4 protein-coding genes are annotated in these 4,954 nt (G+C 51.3%); all 4 read right to left on the bottom strand.

Going from position 1 to position 4,954, the window contains the following annotated elements; all coding sequences use genetic code 11:
- Positions 1-271 precede the first annotated feature (271 nt).
- A complete protein-coding gene (locus tag PG888_RS22345; RefSeq protein WP_270694431.1) occupies positions 272-1,261 on the bottom strand; it encodes a UPF0149 family protein in 990 nt (329 codons plus the stop codon).
- Positions 1,262-2,580: 1,319 nt separating this feature from the next.
- Positions 2,581-3,567 (bottom strand): DUF2860 family protein, encoded by a 987-nt coding sequence (locus PG888_RS22350; RefSeq protein ID WP_024944996.1) that lies wholly within the window; start codon positions 3,565-3,567, stop codon positions 2,581-2,583.
- Between the two features lie 459 nt (positions 3,568-4,026).
- Positions 4,027-4,290: a hypothetical protein gene (locus PG888_RS22355; protein WP_024944997.1), complete on the bottom strand. Its 264-nt coding sequence runs from the start codon at positions 4,288-4,290 to the stop codon at positions 4,027-4,029.
- A 254-nt stretch (positions 4,291-4,544) separates the two neighbouring features.
- Positions 4,545-4,954: hypothetical protein (locus tag PG888_RS22360; RefSeq protein WP_270694430.1), on the bottom strand; the 410-nt coding region annotated here is incomplete at its 5' end.

Here is a 4,954-nt window from a genome sequence, read left to right on the forward strand (position 1 = left end):
GCGGTAGTTCAGTCGGTTAGAATACCGGCCTGTCACGCCGGGGGTCGCGGGTTCGAGTCCCGTCCGCTCCGCCACTATATAAGCCCAACTGATTGATTCGGTTGGGCTTTTTTCTTATCTGAAATTTTGGTATGCCACGCAGTGTGCCACAGAGCCTTGGCTGCCTTTCTCTTCTATCGCACTTCTTTGGACAGGTCATCGTCGTTACTCCTTTCAGTTTAATCAAAACAAGAGAGGGCCATCGGCCCTCTCTTGCTATCTATATTGTTGGTCAGTGCAAACAGCACTGCTTGTACTTCTTGCCGCTGCCACAGGGGCACGACGCGTTGCGGCCAATCTTGATGGGTGCCACCACCGGTTGAGGTCGTGCCGGGCGTTCACTGCGTTGCGCCAAAAAGTGGGCATGAAGGATACGAGCAGCAAAGCGGGCTTTAGTGGCTTGTTCTTGCAGGTGTTCATTGCTGAGCGCTTCGAGCGATGTAGGCATCTTCTCCAGCGGTTCAGCTATCATCGCCAGTGCGGCAGCTTCAGGTGCGGGCAGTGTGGGCCATGGCGCTAGCTCAAGACCTCCCAGGTAACCACCACACCAGTCGTGGATCAGAGGAACCCACTCACCGTGTCGTTCAAACTCCGGCGCCACTGGGAAATAGTCTTCAGGCGCATAGGTCAGGGTGGTCGCAATGTCGTTGCTGTGGCGCATCACCAGATCGATAAAGCGCTCCAGCTCAGCTTCGCTTTGCCACTCGGGTTGATCCTGCTCATCACCCCAGATCGCGTGGAGCCAGATGCTCGGCATAATGAGATGGGGGCCAGAGACCACCGCAGTTAAAAAGCCATCGAGCATCGACATGGAGATAATACTGTGGTCACTACCGTGGTGCCCAAGCAGTGTTTCCAGCTCATCCAATTCGTTGTTATCACTCGGGCTCTCAAACGGTGGCAAGCATGTTCCCCTGTCAGCGTGGTGTGCTTTATCGTTATCCGAGCTCGATGACATGCGTTCGTGCCTATGATCTCCTGCATTTAGACAACACAGCAAATTCTGCTCAATATTGGTCTTAAAACTGGCGGGGATGGCATCCCACACCAGCAGATCTACCCGAAAGGGCAAGCAGCTTTCCTCTAGCACCTCTCTGAGTGCTGATAGAGCAGGTTCTTGGTCCGGAGTGCTGAAAGTAATCAGGTCAAGGTCCGAATAAGGGAGGGCTGTTCCTTTGACCCGTGAACCAAACGCCCATGCTGGAAGTGAAGGAGATAACAGTCAATTAACTCCGCAAACTGGACCAGGCTTAGATCTACTTCGGCGATCGGCCCCATTGCGGTCGCTCATTTTTTGGTATAAGGCAATCGCATCAGTAATGAAGGTAGGGAAGAGAGCCAAGCACAAGGCGGCTTTCTCACCATCATTGTCGTGAGCGGTTCCAATACGGGCATCGCCATAGCGGGTCATGGCTCTACAGGAGAGAGAAACAGCAAGTTTTCACCAATAGGTTTGGGGCTATAGGGTTCTTCTGGAAAGCCTGGTTTGGTTATTAAGACGTGCAGCAAGAGTTTCCAAAGCGCTGAATCGTCGCTTCTGCGTTACTTTCTCTATCCAGAGACGTGAATTCTATGCGTTGCTGGCTATGACTGCGTGGGATTGGGCGTGATTAAGATGACAAATATCTTCTTGGGGCGAAGAACCTTGGTGTGTCAGCAAATCAAGAGCTTTGCCGGTGGCATTGCTCATATGTTTACAAATTTTCCTCTTCATTATTTATCTGAACAGTCGATTGGTTGGTAAATAGGTGATGTGAGTTCTGGCCATGAAATATTGATCTACCTATTGAATAAACTGTAGCGCATGCCAATACGGTCTTCGTTGGGTGCTTACTTTTAGTTGTGATAAAAAAGCCCCGCAGGGCTTTTGGATTAGTGTTCCGTTATCAGCTTGTATGGCAGGCATTACAGCAGTAGTAGCAACCGTTGATTTTGTTGTTTGGCCACTGAGCTTTCGCCGCAATAACCGCACCATGGCAAGAGTCATGGTAACCCAAGTCTATCCGGTTTTCCGGGTTTGGCATAAACGAGCAACCGCTGGTCGTGTTATGAATTTCATGATCGCCGTTTGACTGCGAATTTTTGTTGATTACGTAGTTAGGCACGTATGAATCTCCTGTTTTTAAGAAAAAATGCACGTTCTCTTGTAGGTGAACGCAACATGTTATATCAGGGACGCGTGACGGAATATCAACCTATAACTGACAAATAAGTACTAAATTACGAGGACTAAATCACACTTTTGGCAATGATCGTTTCTTGCAGGTTATTACTCAATGACTTTAGGTAGCACTCTACAGAGTGCCATCTCAGAAAAAGGGAAAGTAAAGTTAGCTAATTGTGGGCTCAAGCAGGGATCCAACGGTATTACTTAGGAACAGGAATGTGCCAAATTTGCCTCGGAAAGATAAAGGGATGGCCCAGCTTACCGGGCTATCTCATAAGGGCTCCTCACGTCTGGATATGATGTCCATTTTTCTAATTGATGGAAAATGGCCGTACCAAAAAGGGCGGCCATTTTCTTGTTGTGCACTGCTATTGTCAGAAATTGTAGAGCAGGCCAGTGCTGAATACGGTCGACTCGGTATCATAGAAACTAATCTCGGAGTCAGATTTGGCATAGCCAGCTGTCAACGTTGCTGAAAGGGGGGCAATCCCAAAGAGTCGATGCCAGAAGAAGGTGCCATTGACAGCAAATTCGTCCGAGTCAGCCTGCTGATTGAAGATAGGATTTGCCTCATCATATTTGGTCTGGCCCACATAGACGTTGCTGACAAACGACCACTGAGAAGCATGCTTGGCAAAGGTCAATTGCATAGCAGTGCTCTCGTAGCTCTTGGCGCTGCCATCGAGGTCCGCTTGCCGGTAGATAAATGCCGGTTCCAGAAGGTACCCAGGGGTGAAATGCCACTGGTAAGATAACTCCATTGCATGTATTTTCCCGTTGCGATCCAGCTTGGCTGCTGTCGCTGCATCAAATTGACTACCACTACGTTCTTCATCAACCTCGATGTTACGTGTGATGAGGCTACCGTAGAAGTTACTCCCCCAGATCTTGTCCCAGGCAAACCGAACACCTTTGGATTTGATATCGGTGGATTGGCGCCCTACTCCGACGGCAAACGGATCGCTCCACTGTTCAATCGGCATCGCGTTGAACACCACGGAACCTGCCACGATCCCTTTATCACTCATCTCCTGACGAATACCCAGTTGCTGGGTGAAGTCGAAGCGAATGGCATCCTGGATCAGGTTCCCCAAAAAAACTTGGGTCCGGGTATCAGCGAAGGTGTAGCGAATGTCGGCATTGAACAGTGGTGAGAAGGTAGAGTTACTGTCGGCGTTACCTAAGCTATCAATGTGCTCTTTATTGTCATCACCACTATAAAAGTTGGATTTATAATTGAGCGTGTTGACGCCTCCCAGCAGGAAGCCAGACCAGCCTGACTCTTTGGGAATGTCTCCCAAGTCAGCATATGCATTAGCTGCTACTAGTAAACCCAAGCCAAGCAGGGTGGTGTTGCGCATCAGTTCACTCCAAATTAAAGATAGAAAGCAAAATTATACATTGATTAACCTTAATGGTTGCTGTTAATAAAACTCTACTTTTTGTCTTGAAACTGCTCCGAGAAGTCGAGCTGGCGCATGTCAAGCTCAAACAAATCGCCATGCAGCCGGATGGCTGGCGATCTTGACGATCCCTATTACCAAGACGATAGCGCGTGTGTTTGCCAGGGCGTATAAGGGGCTGGGCCTGGACAAGCAGGGGGGCAGCCGCGGTCGGGTCACTCCGCGCGGTAGGGGCCTGCTCAAGATCTGGCTGCTGACGGCTACAACGCCCTGCAGATCATGAAGGCTGGCCGCAGGTCGAGTGAGGTGATGGTGATGCGCTACTGCAGAGACATATTTGCCCATGAAGGGGCGATTGCCAAGCGCCGAGCTGGCCGCGTGTGACCATGAAGAAAGGCGCCGAACTGGCGCCCTTTGTTATTGCTCGCCGCTGCGCTTATCGAGAAATCGCCCGGATAGGTACAGCACAACCAGAAAGACATGGAAGGCAACGAACGGTACCCATGGCAGCCGAGACAGGTACAGGACTTGCTCAAACTCTGCCTGTGTTAGGTCGGCGCTGGGGAGAGATAGGCCATATGTCACGGTCAAGGCGCCGCATAGATAGGCATAGCCGAACGCGGCCTCCATTCCAACAACGGCGAGCGCAATGATGATCCTCTTAACGGTTTTTCGGTTCATACGCCCCTCCCAAAGACCCACCTACAGTGCCGCCAGCATAGCCGGTGGAGCTTCCCGCGTAGACTGCTGTTCCGGCTGAGCTGGCCATCGTCTGATCTTCTAAGCTCTCCTGTCCTGGCGCCCATCTCTTGGCGTTTGGCACCTATCCTTTCATCTGTCCGGTGACCTCTATCGCCCTCATGTCAGCAACATCGGCGCTGACTTGCTCCATATACCTCATCAGCGAGCCAGGAGAGTGACAGCCCAGCGAGCTCTCACTTATCTACACCTACCGCCGCGCTTGGCTTGCCCTCTTTTTTGCTGATAGTGACCTCTTCCCAGCGGTCCTCTGGGAGAGTCACTTTAAAGTCCGGGCTATCAACTAGCCTCCCTGGCGGTGTGTAATCGGGGTTTGGCTTGCCAAAAAGGACGCCAAATCCATGAGTCGGCTCACTGATCACCCGTTCCTCTGGCGGCTTACGGGGCTGTTTCTTCTCCTGGGTATCGCCACACGCTGCAAGTGCGAGGGGGAGGGCTAGGACAATGACTATTCGCTTCATAAGGTCACTTCCCTGGTGATTGCTGGTAGATGCGACGAACCCTACCAGGTGCGTATTCCGGCGAAGTTGAACAGCCATTCCGGCCAACGTGAACACCCTGATCCTTAACGCGCTCACGTCACCCC

Source organism: Aeromonas sp. QDB23, assembly GCF_027707745.1.
Taxonomy (GTDB): domain Bacteria; phylum Pseudomonadota; class Gammaproteobacteria; order Enterobacterales; family Aeromonadaceae; genus Aeromonas; species Aeromonas allosaccharophila.

Bases quoted from the DNA above. Each gene is read 5' to 3' on its own strand.
- PG888_RS22350 (WP_024944996.1), bottom strand. From the start codon at position 3,567: ATGCGCAACACCACCCTGCTTGGCTTGGGTTTACTAGTAGCAGCTAAT.
- PG888_RS22355 (WP_024944997.1), bottom strand. From the start codon at position 4,290: ATGAACCGAAAAACCGTTAAGAGGATCATCATTGCGCTCGCCGTTGTT.